This window comes from Pseudomonas sp. TH34 (assembly GCF_016650865.1).
In the GTDB taxonomy this organism is placed as follows: Bacteria; Pseudomonadota; Gammaproteobacteria; order Pseudomonadales; family Pseudomonadaceae; genus Aquipseudomonas; species Aquipseudomonas yamanorum.
Genome location: NZ_JAEKFB010000031.1, coordinates 185,024 through 198,286, shown reverse-complemented (window position 1 = coordinate 198,286; position 13,263 = coordinate 185,024). Strand labels below are relative to the sequence as shown.

The window sequence follows — 13,263 nt, the reverse complement described above, 5'->3', positions numbered from 1 at the left end:
TTAGCTTTTGATACTGCCCATTACAGGAACCGACTCTGATGCTCGCTGCCTTCAGACACTACCCGTTTTCGGTCAATCTGCTGCTGTCGTCTGCGTTGTTCCTGACACTGGGGCGCGCCATTACCCTGCCGTATATGGTGATTTATCTGTCATCCAACTTCACGTTGGGCATCAGCGAAATCGGCCTGGTCGTGGGCGGTGCAATGCTGGTCGGCTCGTTGCTAAGCCTCTACGGCGGCTACCTGACTGACAAAATCTCCAGCTACCGATTGATCCTCAGCTTCACGGGTTTTTTCACCGTTGGCTTCATCGGCATGTGCGTCACGTCGCACCTGTGGCTGTTTTTCCTGTTTCTGGTGTCGTTCAATTTTGCCTATTCGGTAATCGATATCGTGGTCAAAGCCGCGTTTGGCAAACTGCTGCCGGAAGCCGAACGCGGCAAAGTGTTTTCGGTGCGCTACACCCTGATCAACGTTGGCTACGCGGTGGGCCCGTTCATTGGCGCCGGGCTCGCGCACATGGACATGAAACTGCCGTTCCTGGTGTCTGCGATCCTGGGCATGGGCTTCTTCCTGACCTACATGGTGTGGGGCGACAGGAGCCTCAGCTCTGCCGACCCGGCCAATGCCCCGGTGTCGTTCGTCGCGGTGGGGCGCATCCTGCTCAAGGACTATCGCCTGGTCTGCTTCACGGTTGGCGGCGCGTTGAGCGCCGTGGCGTTCGGCCAGTTCACCGGCTACATCTCTCAATACCTGGTGACCACAAGCACACCGGAATTTACCTACCGGGTCATCAGCTCGGTGGTGGCCGTTAATGCGACGGTGGTGATCTGCCTGCAGTACATCGTGGGCAAGCGCATTACCAATGAACATCTGAATCAATGGCTGACGGCGGGCTTCAGCCTGTTTCTGCTGGGTGTTGTCGGTTTCGCGTTGTCCACCACCGTGCTGCATTGGGCGTTGGCCGTGGCGATCTTCACCGTGGGCGAAATCATCGTCTTCCCGGCCGAGTACATGTTCATCGACCGCATCGCGCCGGACCACTTGCGCGGCATGTATTACGGCGCACAAAACCTGTCCAGCCTCGGCGGCGCGCTGGGGCCGGTGTTATGCGGGTTTGCCCTGGCAACGCAGTCGGCGCATTTCATGTTCTACATGCTCGCGGCGTTTATCGTGGCGGGCGGGTGCTTCTATCTGATGGGCGCCTCGTATTCCAAGCGTCACGACACTGCAGGCGACGATCGCGGCCAATGAGAAAAATAGAGAAGGAAAAAGCGCACGCTGAAGCTGGCTATCTTGCAGGTGCGTAGTGTTTGATTGACCGTTACCTTCCCTGGAAATCGCGTAATAAGGACGACGCACATGGATGTTGGAATGGCTCATGCGATCGAGACCGCAGAAAGCGAGTATCTGTGTTCCCGCGTTGAGAGTTTGTCTCGGATAAGTGGAAACCCTTTTGGTGCTCGTGTGTTTTTCAACGAAGCGTTTCCCTGCTTTCAAGTGAAGGCATCGCCCAGTCCGATGTCCTTAAAGCTGATGGACAGGTGGTTTCAGGAGCGTTGATGTACCTGATTTGCAGCGTGCAGGGCTAGGGGCATCTCACGCTCAAGCGCTGTATCGCTTGGTGGGTAGTTGAGGTGTGTCAGCGTGGGAGCGCCTGATTTGGCCGATCGCTGCCTATCCTAAAGAGTCGCCACCGCCTCATTACTCAGAGCCCCAGCCATCCGATGCCGGTAGATCAGGTCATCAAACACCTGCCCGTTAATTTGATAAGCATCGCCCTCACGTTGCTCAAACACGAAACCGCACTTCTCCAGCAGGCGGCAAGAAGCGGCATTACCCTCGGTCACAACAGCGTTCAGCACCTTCAACCCAAGTATGTCGTGGGCATAATCCATAACTCGTTGCAGCGATTCAAAACCGTAACCCTTCCCGTGTTGCCCGCTGAGGAACAAGTAGCCGACTTCTGCCGTCGCTTCTTCATCCGGCTCCAGCTTCAATCCCGTGACCCCGACGGCACAACCACTTTGCCGATCGAACACGACGAGGCACAACCAGTGCCTGGAGCCTGGCAACCAGTGCGGTAACCGGGATTCAAATCTCTCGCGGGTTTCGGTTTCGGACGGGGCGTCGCAGACGTACTGGATCACCGACGGGTCGGTGTGCAACGCGAGGAATAAATCCCAGTCGCCGGCTTCCAGTTGCCGCAGGTAAAGCCGCTCGGTGTATAGCTCCATGATTTGACGCTCCCTGTTGATCCTGGCTCAAGCGGTTAAACAAATCGGGTATCTTTAGCCGCCTCAGCCGCCAGTCTGCCTCAGGCTCAGCGCATGATCGATAGTTTAGGGAAAAATGGAATGACACTCAGGGTGATGGTGGTCGGTGGCTACGGCAATTTCGGCAGCATCGTTTGCCGGCATTTGGCGGTAGCGCCGGACATTGAGCTGGTGATCTCGGGCCGCGACCCACACAAGTTGCAGCGCAAAGTGGATGAGCTGAAAAGCCAGTCGGGCACTGGGTGCGAAGGCTGGTGTGGCGATGCCATGGGCGCCGGGTTCGCGTCCGTGTTGCGGTCGATGAACATCCAGTGGGTGATCCACACCGGCGGGCCGTTCCAGGGGCAATCCTATGCGGTCGCCCAGAGCTGCATCGACGCGGGCGTGAACTACTGCGACCTTTCCGACTGCCGCACCTTCGTCAACGGCGTGAGCGTGCTGGATGCACAAGCCCGGCAGGCAGGCGTGGCGATCCTCAGTGGTTGCAGCTCCGTGCCGACGCTGTCGTCCGCCATCATCGATCAGTACCGCTACCGCTTCACCCGCATCGACGCGATCGAACACGGTATTTCCTCTTCGGCCAAGATGCCGGGCCTGTCCACCGTCGAAGGCGTGCTGGCTTACGCAGGCAAACCGATCAAGCAACTCCGGCATGGCCAGGTGCATGAAGTGCTGGGCTGGCAGGACCTGACGCTGCGCAAGATGCCCGAGCTTGGCATGCGGGTGTTGGCGAATGTGGACGTGCCCGACATGGACATCTTCGCCAGTCGCTATGGCGCCCACACTTTGAGCTTCAAGGCTGGCGCGGGGCTCAAGCTTGGTGGTGTCGCCAACTACCTGCTGGCCCAGGCGCTGCGCACGGGAATCGTGCGAGACCATGTCGCCTGGGCCGCGCGCTTGCATCGGCTGGGTACCTGGTTCGAGCGCTTTGGCGATGGCAAAAGCGCAATGTACATCGACGTGCAAGGCCTCGGCACTGAACGGCAACCGCTGTCCCTGGCGGTGCAACTGACGGCCCTGAATGACAAAGGCCCGGAAATCCCCAGCTGCGCCGCCGTTGCCCTGGCCCTCAAAATCGCCCAAGGCTACGTGCCTGAACCCGGTGCGCGGCCGTGCGTTGGCGAAATCACCGTCGACGAATACATGGCTGCCATCAACGACCCGGCGAACCTCAGCCTGGCCGTGCAATTCTCTGACGGGCAGGGCTGACCGATGCTCTACCTGGGCCTGAAGTACATTCACATCATCGCGGCGATTTTCCTGTTCGGCTTCGGCATGGGCTCCTACCTGTACCTGATCGCCGCAAGCCGTACGGCCAACCCGCAAGTGATCGCCCAGGTGGCGCGGATGGTGGTGCAGTTCGATACCTGGATTACCACGCCGGCGGGCTTTATCCAGATCACCACCGGCTTCCTGTTGATCAAGCTTGCCGGGCTGCCGTTGACCACTGAATGGGTGCTGACGTCGCTGATCATCTTCCTGTGCGTGGGCGCGCTTTGGCTACCGGTGCTGGTGCTGCAGAAGCGGTTTCAGCAGATGGCGCTCAGTGCGGTCGAGGCGGGCAGGCCGCTGGATGATGGATACTGCGGCGTTTACCGAAAATGGTTCTGGATGGGCGTTTTCGGGTTTTCGGGGATGTTTGTGATCGTGCTGATCATGGTGACGAAGATGACGCCGTGGCAGTTGATCGGGCTGTGTTGCTGATAAGAGGAACTGCCAATGAGTGAAACCGAAGTCCAATCCACCTCACCGGATGATCACTACCGGGTCGAGGTGGCGCCCTGGGAGGCGCGGAATACGCAGTGGGTGTGTTCACCGAGGATTGTGGATACGTGGCAGGGGAGCTGTGTTTTTCAGTTTGAGGACGCTCATTGGTCGGCGGATCAGTCGGTGTGGCTAAACCCGACCACAGTGGAGCTCAAGTTGCGCAAGTTCCCTGGAGATAAAACGGGGCAGGGCGTGTGTGTGGTGATTGATTGTGCGGGGCTTGTTGCACGCTTGGGCGATGGCAGCGTGGTTGAGTTATCAGTGCTGGAAGCTGCGCTTGATGCCATTGAGCTGAAATAAACACCCGTTCAGGGCTTGGTATTCCAAGCCACTGCACACAACGCCAACCCCGCCACATTCAGCGACACCGGATTAAACGCCTCCCTGAGCATCGCCGGGCTGAACACCGCCACATCCACCAGCAGCCCCGCCAACGCCGCCGCAGCCACTGCAATCGGCCAGGCGCTGCGCGGTGAAAGTAGTATCCATAGCGCCAGGACAACTTCCCCAACCCCCGCCAGCGTGGCAAACACCTGCACTTGCTCGATCCCGTGAGCCTGGATCATCGTCCGCTCGCCCTGGCTCAACCACAGCAGCTTCGGCACCAGCCCATGGTAGGCAAACATGAACGCCAAGCCGCCTCGGGCGATCCAGTTGATGCGCACCAAGGCGTTCATAGCGGGGTCTTCAAAAAGCGCTGCTCATGATCCGGATCGGGCAACAGGCAAGTGTCGTATTTCCCGAAGAGCCGATAGCGATTGCGTGCAATGCGATCGTAAGCCCAATCCCGAAAGAAGCGCGGGATGGCGCGCAGGAGTAGCAATGGGCGCCAGCGGGCAGGCAGTTGCGCAATGATTTCGAACACCGCCTCCGAGCGCGCCCAATAGTGCCGGTCGCGGATCACTGCGATGGTGTCGAACTGATCCAGCGGCAACCCGGCCCAGGCCAATAGCGCCTGACCTTCGGGCGACTGAACGGCCGCTAACCGCACACGCCGGTCGTGGTCGTGGCGAATCAGGAACCTTGCCCAGCCGTTGCACAGCTTGCACACGCCGTCGAACAGCACCACGGTTTCGCCGGGCTTGAGGAGTGGTGCGGGAGTAGGGCGGGTGTGGGAGGCAGGCATCAGCGTGGGTCCAGTCGGGCCGGGTTAGCCTGGATCATACCCGCGTTCGGCACGACTCAGTGCAGCCCTCAGCCCTGCTGATGCGCTGGTCAGCGGAGCAGGGCCCGCCGTTACCAGCGAAGCGGCGCCGCTCATGGACGCTTGCCCCAGTGCCACGATAGACGCGCCGTCCATATAGGCACGGTCAGCAGCCCTGGCGATGGTCGCCAGGTAACCCAGCAGATCGCCCGCCTTGAACATCGCCCATGCCCCCGGAACCCACTGCACCTCCACCGAGGCCCCGGCTTGCTGGGCCACTTGGAGAAACAGGCGAGAAGTTGGCTCGATAGTGGTTTCGATGGCGCACAACACCGTAACCTTCCCGCCGGCATGAACCGCTGCGAAGGCCAGCGCTTCATCGGCGCGCAAAATCGGCACTTGGGTGTGAGCCCCGGCGAGTTCAACCACCGGGCCCAGGGTCGAACAGGTGAGCACCACCGCATTGCAGTGCCGGGCCAGCGCAACAAGCTCCCGTCGCGTTTGCTCGGCTACATCAGCGGTCAGTTTGCCTGCGCGTTCGACCGCTGCCAGCAGATCGGCCCGGACTGCATGATGCAATACCTGCGGCCCAATCCCCAGCGCTGCGGCGGCGGTGTCAAACACTGCAATGTTGCTCTCGGCGGTATGAAGGCAGGTAATCCGCATCGCTCAGGTCTCCGGCGCTTTTGAACACCCGTCGACTTTAACGCGACAACACCGGCGCCGCGCCTTTTTCCTCCGCGCCCACCTCATGCAGGGAAATCCGCGAGGTCTCCGGCAACGCCAACCCACCCGCCAGCGCCAGCAACGCCACCGCAATCAGATAAAACGCCGGCGATAGATTGCTGCCCGTGGTGCTGATCAACCACGTCGCCATCAACGGCGCCGTACCCCCAAAGATCGTATAAGCCATGTTGTAAGTAATCGCCGAAGCGGTGTACCGCGTGCGGGTCGGAAAGGTCTCCGACAGCAACGCCGCCGTCACCACCCCACACAACACCGCGCCCACCGCCAGCAGCATCACCCCTACCACCGACGCCGCGAACGAGCCGGAACTGGCCATCAGGAACGATGGATACACCACCACCATCAACAACACACACGCCGTCATCACCGTGACCCGACGCCCCACCCGATCCGAATACAACCCCGCCAGCGGGCAAATCGCCGCCGCGAAAATCAGTGCAATCAGCGACACCAGCAACGCCATTGCACGGCTCAGCCCACCCGCCACCTGCAGATACGTCGCGAAGTAGGTGGTGAACATATAAAACGACAGCGCCGTGAGCGACACAAAAGCGCCCAGGCAGCAGATTGCCGCACCATGGTTGCGCAAGGTTTCCTTGAGCGGGGAGTGGGCGACCGCGTGTTCCTGCTTCACCGCCTGGAACGCTGGCGTCTCATCCAGCTTCCAGCGCAGGTAAAGCCCCACCAAGCCCAGCGGCGCGGCGATCAGGAACGGCAGGCGCCAGCCCCAACTGCCCATCGCCTCGGCGGACAACGACGCTTCAAGTGCATAAGCCACCACCGCTGCGGCGGCGAACGCAGAGAACGTCGACACCGGCACAAAGCTGCCATACCAGGCGCGTTTGTCACTCGGCGCGTGCTCCATCAGATAGGCACAGGCACCGGCGTATTCACCCCCGGCGGAGAAGCCCTGGGCGCAGCGGATCAGCGACAACAGAATCGGCGCCGCTACACCAATCGCGGCGTAGGTGGGCAGCAGGCCGATCAGCGTGGTGGCGCCGGCCATCAGCAAAATCGTCATGGCCAGCGTGCGTTTGCGGCCGATCCGGTCGCCGAGCATGCCGAAGAAAATCCCGCCCAGGGGCCGAAACGCGAAGGCCACGGCAAATACCGCGAAGGTCTTGAGCAGCGCCGCGCTGGCGTCGCCGCTGGGGAAGAATTGTTGGGCGATGGTGGTGGCGAGGAAGCCGTAGACGGCGAAGTCGAACCACTCGACGAAGTTACCGATGCCGGCGGCGATGATCACTCTTCGCAGGGTTTGCGGGCTGACCTGTTCGGTGGAGGGGCTCGTCATAGGGGAAGGCCTCGGCGGTGGTAGGGGGATGCTTGATTATCGGGGGCGGCCGTTGGGCGGCGGGGCTCAAAAGAGTCGTCCGCGTAGTCAGTAGCGACTTGATGGGGTAGGGCAGAGGCAGGAATTGGGCCAATACATGTGGCCCGCAGGGTGAAATGATTTGAATCCAGCGCGCGCCTTGTAGAGAATCCCCGCCTTTGGCTCGAAAGGATGCGTGCGATGAAGTTCGATGGGACTTTCCAATACCTGGGCAATCACGGGATCGTTTTCAACGTCTCGCAGATCACCCTCACCGACAGCGACCGCGGACGCCTGAGCGAGCTGCATTTTGGCGAAGCGAAAAGCGCCCACTATGAGGTCAACCGTAAGGTCGTCGAGGTGTACGACAAGATGTTGGCCAAGAACCTGCCGTGCCAGATGATGATCGGCATCTCCAAGCCGCTGACCCGGCAACAGGGCGATACCCTCAATGCCCAGCGCACCAAGATCGCTAACCTTGCCGCCACCGCCTTCGGCTCTGCCGCCACTGTGGCCTCCCCCTACGCGGTTGCTCCTGTAGGGGGCGGTGTGCGGATGTACGTGAATGAAATCTTGCCCACCTATCATGCAGGCGACGTATTGGTCAGCATCGAGGCGCAGGTCAACGGCGGTATCGGTCCGCAGCGCACCGTTTCGACACTGATCATCAAGACCTGACTGGAGAAACACATGTCCGAAATTATCCAGTTGGTCATTGCCCTGGTGCTTTACTTTCTGTTGGATCGTTTTTTAAAGCCGTATCTGCTTCGCAAGTGGCTGGGGATGTTGCTGGTAGCGGGTGGTGCGGTGGGCTGCGTTGCTGCAAGTCAGATCCACTTATCAGGGTTTGATCTGGGGCTGATGTCGATCTTTGCCGTTCCGCTGGGATTAGGTTTGTTCAAGAGGCGGCGACGGTTCGAGCCGATTGGCTGACGAGAGGCAGGCATTTCCGCTGATTGGCGCCTGTTCAACCTTGGTATTACTCAACCCGGCCCCATAACTAGGGCTGTATCCATCCAGGGGAAGAACACGCCATGAGCAACCAAACTGAAACCGCCATCCTCGCCGGCGGCTGCTTCTGGGGCATGCAAGACCTGTTGCGACGCTACCCCGGCGTGCTGCAAACGCGCGTCGGCTACACCGGCGGCGATGTGCCGAACGCCACCTACCGTAACCACGGTAACCATGCTGAAGCCATCGAGATTGTTTTCGACCCGACGGTGATCACCTACCGGCAGATTCTCGAGTTCTTTTTCCAGATCCACGACCCGAGCACGCCCAACCGTCAGGGCAATGACCTTGGCCCCAGCTATCGTTCGGCGATCTATTACCTCAGCGAACAGCAACGCGACGTGGCGGAAGACACCGCAGCGGATGTGGATGCCTCGGGGTTATGGCCAGGCCGTGTCGTGACGGAAATCGAACCGGCGGGGCCGTTTTGGGAAGCGGAGCCGGAGCATCAGGATTACCTGGAGCGTATCCCCAACGGCTACACCTGCCACTTCATCCGCCCCAACTGGAAACTGCCGAAACGCGGTTAAAAATGTGGGAGCGGGCTTGCTCGCGAATGCGGTGGGTCAGTGAAGAATTTGCTGACTGACACACCGCATTCGCGAGCAAGCCCGCTCCCACATAAAGCAGCTCCTGCATAAGGCGCCTCGCTCACAGGGCGCCTTTCCCCTCAGCGCATCTGCAGAATGATCGGGCTGCTGCTCGCCGGGCCCGTGTGCTCACGCAATTTGCCCACCGCCTTCGCATCCACCGCACCGCCCTGATTGCCCCACGTGCCGCGCACAAACGTCAGCACTTCAGCAATCTCCTGGTCCGACAACTGCTCCCTGAACGCCGGCATGCGATAAGCGTCCGCCACATTCGCCGCCACCACCCGCTGTGAGCCATTCAGCGTGATATTGATAGCCGAAGCATTCTCCTTGGCCAACGCTGAAGTCGCACCCGCCAGCGGCGGCATCCAGTCCGGTTGCCCTTTACCTTCCAACCCATGGCACGACGCACAACGGGTCACATAGGTATGGGCACCCGGCGCATCCAGGCGTTCCGCAGCCGACACCGCCTGATACTGCCAGGCCTTACCATCACGCTGCTCATCCCCCGGCAACGACCTGAGATACCGCGCAATCGCCGCCAGGTCATCGTCGGTCATGAACTGCGTGGAGTTGTTGAACGCCTCGGTCATCGACCCATAAACCACCGCATGTTTATTGCGACCGGTCTTCAGGAATTGCACCACTTCCGGCTCGCTCCAGCGCCCCAGGCCCGTGTTGTGATCGTCCCGCAGGCTCGGTGCGTACCAGCCATCCAGCAAACCACCGGCCAGGTAGGGCTTGCCGCTTTCATCCAGCGCCTTCTCGTTAAAGGCCAGGCCCCGTGGCGTGTGGCAACTGCCGCAATGCCCCGGCCCCTGCACGATGTAAGCGCCGCGGTTCCACAGTTCATCCTTCCCGGCCTTCGCTACGTAGGGCTTGCTGTCGGTAAACACACCATTCCACAGCGCGATGGGCCAACGCATATTCAATGGCCAAGGGATCGAACTCTCGATATTCGCCTGCCGCACCGGCGCCACGCCCTTCATGAAGAACGCATACAAGGCGCGCACATCATCGTCGCTGAGCTTGGCATAGGACGGATACGGCATCGCCGGATACAGGCGACGCCCACCCGGCGCGACACCCTGGCGCACCGCGCGGTCGAAGTCGGCGAGGCTGTAGTGGCCGATACCCGTTTCCGGGTCCGGCGTGACGTTAGTGGCATGGATCGCCCCCAGCGGCGTGGCCATTTCCAGCCCACCGGCAAAAGGCGCGCCGTTGGGCACGCTGTGGCACGCCACACAATCGCTGAGCCGGGCGACATACTCGCCTCGGGCGATCAGCGCCGGGTCTGCGGCGACAGGCTCGGCGCCCAGCGGCGACACCGGCTCACGGGTGACATACCAGGCCAACAGGCCTGCCGCGACCAGGCACGGCAGCGCCAGCCAGCCAACGGTTCTTGCGAATCGACGGTTGTTCATAAGTGCTCAGGCCCCGGTCAGGTGAAGGAGTAGCGGCTTAACGGCATGCTGCGAATGCGCTGCCCCGTCAAGGTCGCCACGGCGTTGGCCACGGCGGGTGCCACAGCTGGCAGCGGCGGTTCGCCGATACCACCCATTTTTTCCCCGCTCTCGATCACGCGCACATGCACCCTCGCCATCCGCGAAGGCGGCAGCACCGGATACAAATCGTAGTTACGCGCCCGAGGCAAGCCGTCCACATACACCGCCTCTTCCAACAGCATCTGGGACAAGCCCAGGGACACTGCCCCATTCACCTGCGCCTCGACAATCGCCGGGTTGACGATGCTGCCCGGGTCGATCGCCTGCCAGATGTCATGCACCTTGACCTGCCCGTTCTCGATCGACACCTCGGCGATCACCGCCGTCTGCGTGCCGAACGGCGACGCCATCGCCACCCCACGGGCGCGCTTGCTGCCGTCTTCAGCGACAAACGGACCGCGTTTCCAGCCCCCCGACAACTCGCCCACCGCCTTCAGCAGCGTGGTCAGCCGCTGGTTATCCCGCAACAGATGCAGGCGCAACTCGAACGGGTCTTTGCCGCCCTTGTCAGCCAGTTCATCCAGAAAGGCTTCATAGAAGAAGTCATTCAGCGAGTTACCCACCGACCGCCAATAACCCAGCATCACCGGGCCCTTCACATAAATCTGCGCGATCCGCTTGTTGGGAATCGCATAGGACTTCCCGGACAACCCCTCCAGCGCCGTCGGGTCGAGCTTCTCGCCCTGTTTGCCGGCCAGAGCCTCGGTCGGCCCCTCTGTGGCACTCACCGCTTCAATCGCTACCGGCCAGCCGTCACTGTCCAGCGCCCCACGGAAATTCACCGCCGCCACGGGACGCAGCACATCCCGCAGAAACTCTTCTTCACGGCTCCAGATCAACTTCACCGGGCGCCCGACCGCCTTGGCCAACTCAATGGCCTGCGGGTAAGGGCTGGCCGAGTCATACAGAAAATGCCGGCCGAAAAACCCACCCAACAGCGGCGAATGCAGGGTAATCCGCGACGGGTCCAAGCCGGTGCGCTTGGCTATATCGGCCAGGAACATGTCCTGCGCCTGATTCGGCAACCAGATCTCCAGCGAACCGTCAGCATTGAAACGCGCCAGCGCCGAAGGCGGCTCCAGCTGAGCATGGTGCAGATACTGGTTGTGGTAAGTGGCCTCGATCTTGGTCTTGGCGTTGGCCAGCGTACCGGCCACATCACCCTCGTTCTCATCATCCCGGGCCGGGCCGGTTTCTGCGGCCAGGCGCTTGAAATGCTCGTCGCTGGAAAAGTCCTTCGGCATCCCGCGCACTTTCGAATCCGCCGTCGGCTCCAGCCAGTCCACCTGAATCGACTCCACCGCACGCTTGGCATGCCACCACCGCTCAGCCACCACCGCCACCGCACCCGGCAGGCGATGCACCGAATGCACCCCCGGCATGGCCTTGACCTGGTCCTCGTTGCGCAGGCTGCCCACCGTCATGCCCAAGCGGGGCGCATGCTGCACCGCCGCGTGGAGCATGCCGTCCACCTTCATATCAATGCTGTACAGCGCCTTGCCGGTGGACTTGTCATACGCATCCAGACGCTTCACCGGCTTGCCGATCCAACGGAACTGGCTCGGGTCCCGCAGCTTCACACTGGCCACATCCGGCACCGGCAGGTCCATCGCCCGCCCGGCCAGCTCGCCATAGGTAAGGGAACGACCGGACGCCGCGTGCACGACCTTGCCCGGCTCGGTCGACAACTCACCCACCGGCACCTTCAACGCCTGTGCCCCGGCCTCCAGCAACATCGCCCGGGCCAGCGCACCCAGCCGGCGCATCGTCGGGTAACTCATGCGCACCGACATACTGCCGCCGGTGATCCGCATGCCATTTTCCATCACCACAAAGGCCTCGCCGGGCGGGGCGCACTCCACCAGGAACGTGGCCGGGTCGGCGTCCAACTCCTCGCCGACAATCTGCGCCATTGCCGTGAACGTACCCTGGCCGCCTTCAATAAAGGGGCTGAGCAAACGAATCGTGTTGTCCGGACGAATCTCCAGGAACGCCGGCACCTGCGTACCGCGCTCACCAGCCGCCGCCGCAGTGGCCGCCTGCACCCGGCCAGAACCCAACGGCAGACCAAAGCCAATCACCAACGCACCCACGGCCGTACTGGCCAGGAAACGACGGCGGGACAGGTTCACCGGGTCATTCAACGCCGCGACCAAAGGCAGGGCAGCGGGATCAATGCGAACGTTCATCAGGCCTCTCCCTTCGCAAGGTCATGCACCGCCGCATGAATCGCGTTATAGGTGCCACAGCGGCAGAGATTGACCATCGCCGCGTCGATCTGCGCATCGGTCGGCTTGGGCGTTTGCTTGAGCAGCGCCGTCGCCGCCATCACCTGGCCGGACTGGCAGTAACCGCATTGGGCGACCTGGAATTCGACCCAGGTGGCGACCACCCGCTTGCCGACGTCATCCGACTCGATGGCCTCGATAGTGGTGATCTCCCGACCGACCACCCCGGAGACCGGCGTGACGCAGGAACGGACCACATTGCCGTCCACAAGCACAGAGCACGCACCACACTGCGCCAGACCGCAGCCATATTTGGTGCCGGTCATGCCCAGGTTGTCGCGGATGACCCAGAGCAGAGGCGTGTCGGGTTCTGCATCGACTTGGTGGGTCTGCTGGTTAATTCGTAATTCCATGGCTCACCCGCTGATCATCGGTTGGTGTTGCATTTTTTTAGTATTTTTGGGCGGTGAAGTGGGGCTTCGCCGCTGGGCATCGTAGGCCCAGTTGGTTCACGCGCGCGTGGTTTGAGTAGTTTAGCGGGCGTTTGGATTGACTCTAGACCGTAGGTCAGGGGGGCGCTATGCGGGGGATGAAAGGTCGGAGGATTAGGCAAGTATTCGACAGGATTGCGATAGGGGAGGCGGGCATATGCGCGTGAGCGTCAATCGGTGGACGTTCGATCTA

The 13,263-nt window shown here is 61.4% G+C and carries 15 protein-coding genes and 1 pseudogene; 8 read left to right on the top strand and 8 right to left on the bottom strand.

Going from position 1 to position 13,263, the window contains the following annotated elements:
* Window positions 1–38 precede the first annotated feature (38 nt).
* Both JFU58_RS23905 and JFU58_RS32335 read left to right on the top strand, forming a co-directional pair.
* Window positions 39–1,253, top strand: coding sequence for an MFS transporter (locus tag JFU58_RS23905; protein ID WP_063031824.1), 1,215 nt, complete (start codon window positions 39–41; stop codon window positions 1,251–1,253).
* 108 nt (window positions 1,254–1,361) lie between these two features.
* A pseudogene (locus JFU58_RS32335) lies at window positions 1,362–1,523 on the top strand (GNAT family N-acetyltransferase); the annotation flags it as partial.
* 158 nt (window positions 1,524–1,681) lie between these two features.
* On the opposite strand, the gene JFU58_RS23900 reads toward JFU58_RS32335, so the two are convergent.
* Window positions 1,682–2,236 carry a GNAT family N-acetyltransferase gene (locus tag JFU58_RS23900; RefSeq protein WP_201142545.1) on the bottom strand — a complete coding sequence of 185 codons (555 nt, stop codon included), beginning with the start codon at window positions 2,234–2,236 and terminating at the stop codon, window positions 1,682–1,684.
* A gap of 120 nt (window positions 2,237–2,356) precedes the next feature.
* Between JFU58_RS23900 and JFU58_RS23895 the strand changes: the two genes are divergently transcribed.
* From JFU58_RS23895 to JFU58_RS23885, 3 genes are read left to right on the top strand one after another with little or no spacing between them, the layout of a single operon-like run.
* Window positions 2,357–3,484 carry a saccharopine dehydrogenase family protein gene (locus JFU58_RS23895; protein ID WP_201142544.1) on the top strand — a complete coding sequence of 376 codons (1,128 nt, stop codon included), beginning with the start codon at window positions 2,357–2,359 and terminating at the stop codon, window positions 3,482–3,484.
* A 3-nt stretch (window positions 3,485–3,487) separates the two neighbouring features.
* On the top strand, window positions 3,488–3,979 hold the full coding sequence (locus tag JFU58_RS23890) for a DUF2269 domain-containing protein (protein WP_201142543.1): 492 nt from the start codon (window positions 3,488–3,490) through the stop codon (window positions 3,977–3,979).
* Window positions 3,980–3,994: 15 nt separating this feature from the next.
* Window positions 3,995–4,342, top strand: coding sequence for a hypothetical protein (locus JFU58_RS23885; RefSeq protein WP_201142542.1), 348 nt, complete (start codon window positions 3,995–3,997; stop codon window positions 4,340–4,342).
* Window positions 4,343–4,350: 8 nt separating this feature from the next.
* On the opposite strand, the gene JFU58_RS23880 is transcribed toward JFU58_RS23885, so the two are convergent.
* Genes JFU58_RS23880 through JFU58_RS23865 form a run of 4 tightly spaced genes read right to left on the bottom strand, consistent with a single transcriptional unit; the run spans window position 4,351 to window position 7,227 of the window.
* Window positions 4,351–4,719, bottom strand: coding sequence for a DoxX-like family protein (locus JFU58_RS23880; RefSeq protein WP_201142541.1), 369 nt, complete (start codon window positions 4,717–4,719; stop codon window positions 4,351–4,353).
* Window positions 4,716–5,168, bottom strand: a complete 453-nt coding sequence (locus tag JFU58_RS23875) for a thiol-disulfide oxidoreductase DCC family protein (protein ID WP_201142540.1) — start codon at window positions 5,166–5,168, stop codon at window positions 4,716–4,718. The genes JFU58_RS23880 and JFU58_RS23875 overlap by 4 nt, the downstream gene beginning before the upstream one ends.
* Window positions 5,169–5,192: 24 nt before the next feature.
* Window positions 5,193–5,852, bottom strand: a complete 660-nt coding sequence (locus JFU58_RS23870; protein ID WP_201142539.1) for an aspartate/glutamate racemase family protein — start codon at window positions 5,850–5,852, stop codon at window positions 5,193–5,195.
* A 37-nt stretch (window positions 5,853–5,889) separates the two neighbouring features.
* A complete protein-coding gene (locus JFU58_RS23865) occupies window positions 5,890–7,227 on the bottom strand; it encodes an MFS transporter (protein WP_201142538.1) in 1,338 nt (445 codons plus the stop codon).
* Window positions 7,228–7,446: 219 nt separating this feature from the next.
* On the opposite strand from JFU58_RS23865, the gene JFU58_RS23860 reads away from it, so the two are divergent.
* From JFU58_RS23860 to msrA, 3 genes are all read left to right on the top strand, one after another.
* On the top strand, window positions 7,447–7,923 hold the full coding sequence (locus JFU58_RS23860) for a hypothetical protein (protein WP_063031801.1): 477 nt from the start codon (window positions 7,447–7,449) through the stop codon (window positions 7,921–7,923).
* 12 nt (window positions 7,924–7,935) lie between these two features.
* Entirely contained in the window at window positions 7,936–8,178 is a 243-nt protein-coding gene (locus tag JFU58_RS23855; RefSeq protein ID WP_063031799.1) for a hypothetical protein, read from the top strand.
* 101 nt (window positions 8,179–8,279) lie between these two features.
* Window positions 8,280–8,786 (top strand): peptide-methionine (S)-S-oxide reductase MsrA, encoded by a 507-nt coding sequence (gene msrA, locus JFU58_RS23850; RefSeq protein ID WP_017478755.1) that lies wholly within the window; start codon window positions 8,280–8,282, stop codon window positions 8,784–8,786.
* Between the two features lie 140 nt (window positions 8,787–8,926).
* Here msrA and JFU58_RS23845 read toward each other — a convergent pair whose 3' ends face one another.
* From JFU58_RS23845 to JFU58_RS23835, 3 genes are read right to left on the bottom strand one after another with little or no spacing between them, the layout of a single operon-like run.
* Window positions 8,927–10,270: a c-type cytochrome gene (locus JFU58_RS23845; RefSeq protein WP_201142537.1), complete on the bottom strand. Its 1,344-nt coding sequence runs from the start codon at window positions 10,268–10,270 to the stop codon at window positions 8,927–8,929.
* 17 nt (window positions 10,271–10,287) lie between these two features.
* Window positions 10,288–12,540 (bottom strand): xanthine dehydrogenase family protein molybdopterin-binding subunit, encoded by a 2,253-nt coding sequence (locus tag JFU58_RS23840; RefSeq protein WP_201142536.1) that lies wholly within the window; start codon window positions 12,538–12,540, stop codon window positions 10,288–10,290.
* Window positions 12,540–12,992: a (2Fe-2S)-binding protein gene (locus JFU58_RS23835; RefSeq protein WP_201142535.1), complete on the bottom strand. Its 453-nt coding sequence runs from the start codon at window positions 12,990–12,992 to the stop codon at window positions 12,540–12,542. Before JFU58_RS23835 ends, JFU58_RS23840 begins: the two co-directional genes overlap by 1 nt.
* Between the last annotated feature and the right edge of the window lie 271 nt (window positions 12,993–13,263).

Excerpts from the sequence above, each read along its gene's own strand:
- JFU58_RS23905 (WP_063031824.1), top strand. The coding sequence starts at position 39 with ATGCTCGCTGCCTTCAGACACTACCCGTTTTCGGTCAATCTGCTGCTG.
- JFU58_RS23900 (WP_201142545.1), bottom strand. The coding sequence starts at position 2,236 with ATGGAGCTATACACCGAGCGGCTTTACCTGCGGCAACTGGAAGCCGGC.
- JFU58_RS23895 (WP_201142544.1), top strand. The coding sequence starts at position 2,357 with ATGACACTCAGGGTGATGGTGGTCGGTGGCTACGGCAATTTCGGCAGC.
- JFU58_RS23890 (WP_201142543.1), top strand. The coding sequence starts at position 3,488 with ATGCTCTACCTGGGCCTGAAGTACATTCACATCATCGCGGCGATTTTC.
- JFU58_RS23885 (WP_201142542.1), top strand. The coding sequence starts at position 3,995 with ATGAGTGAAACCGAAGTCCAATCCACCTCACCGGATGATCACTACCGG.
- JFU58_RS23880 (WP_201142541.1), bottom strand. The coding sequence starts at position 4,719 with ATGAACGCCTTGGTGCGCATCAACTGGATCGCCCGAGGCGGCTTGGCG.
- JFU58_RS23875 (WP_201142540.1), bottom strand. The coding sequence starts at position 5,168 with ATGCCTGCCTCCCACACCCGCCCTACTCCCGCACCACTCCTCAAGCCC.
- JFU58_RS23870 (WP_201142539.1), bottom strand. The coding sequence starts at position 5,852 with ATGCGGATTACCTGCCTTCATACCGCCGAGAGCAACATTGCAGTGTTT.
- JFU58_RS23865 (WP_201142538.1), bottom strand. The coding sequence starts at position 7,227 with ATGACGAGCCCCTCCACCGAACAGGTCAGCCCGCAAACCCTGCGAAGA.
- JFU58_RS23860 (WP_063031801.1), top strand. The coding sequence starts at position 7,447 with ATGAAGTTCGATGGGACTTTCCAATACCTGGGCAATCACGGGATCGTT.
- JFU58_RS23855 (WP_063031799.1), top strand. The coding sequence starts at position 7,936 with ATGTCCGAAATTATCCAGTTGGTCATTGCCCTGGTGCTTTACTTTCTG.
- msrA (WP_017478755.1), top strand. The coding sequence starts at position 8,280 with ATGAGCAACCAAACTGAAACCGCCATCCTCGCCGGCGGCTGCTTCTGG.
- JFU58_RS23845 (WP_201142537.1), bottom strand. The coding sequence starts at position 10,270 with ATGAACAACCGTCGATTCGCAAGAACCGTTGGCTGGCTGGCGCTGCCG.
- JFU58_RS23840 (WP_201142536.1), bottom strand. The coding sequence starts at position 12,540 with ATGAACGTTCGCATTGATCCCGCTGCCCTGCCTTTGGTCGCGGCGTTG.
- JFU58_RS23835 (WP_201142535.1), bottom strand. The coding sequence starts at position 12,992 with ATGGAATTACGAATTAACCAGCAGACCCACCAAGTCGATGCAGAACCC.